Genomic DNA, 255 nt, shown 5'->3' with positions numbered 1-255 from the left:
ATTCCAGGGCATACTCCTCGATCCCTTTCGCCGTGACCTGTCCGCCATCTTCACCGCTGCGGTCCAGGCTGTGCATCATATTATTCAACAACCCGCCAGTGCGGTATACGGCGCTTTCTGCGGCGTAGGTACGGATGGCCATTTCCGCTAGTTTTTCTTTGATAAGACCAAACTGGGAGATGGGCACCTTGAACTGTTTTCGCTCATTGGCATAACTGGCCGCCTGATCAAGGGCATATTTCGCCGCCCCTACTG

Annotated in this window: 1 protein-coding gene; it reads right to left on the bottom strand. The window is 54.1% G+C overall.

The genetic code is table 11. The features are described 5' to 3' along the window. Positions 1-255: acyl-CoA dehydrogenase family protein (locus FCL47_RS24215; RefSeq protein ID WP_255580849.1), on the bottom strand; the 255-nt coding region annotated here is incomplete at both ends.

The organism is Desulfopila sp. IMCC35006 (assembly GCF_005116645.1).
GTDB lineage: Bacteria > Desulfobacterota > Desulfobulbia > Desulfobulbales > Desulfocapsaceae > Desulforhopalus_A.
The sequence above is the reverse complement of the archived record's forward strand: the minus strand, read 5'-3'. Positions and strand labels throughout refer to the sequence as shown.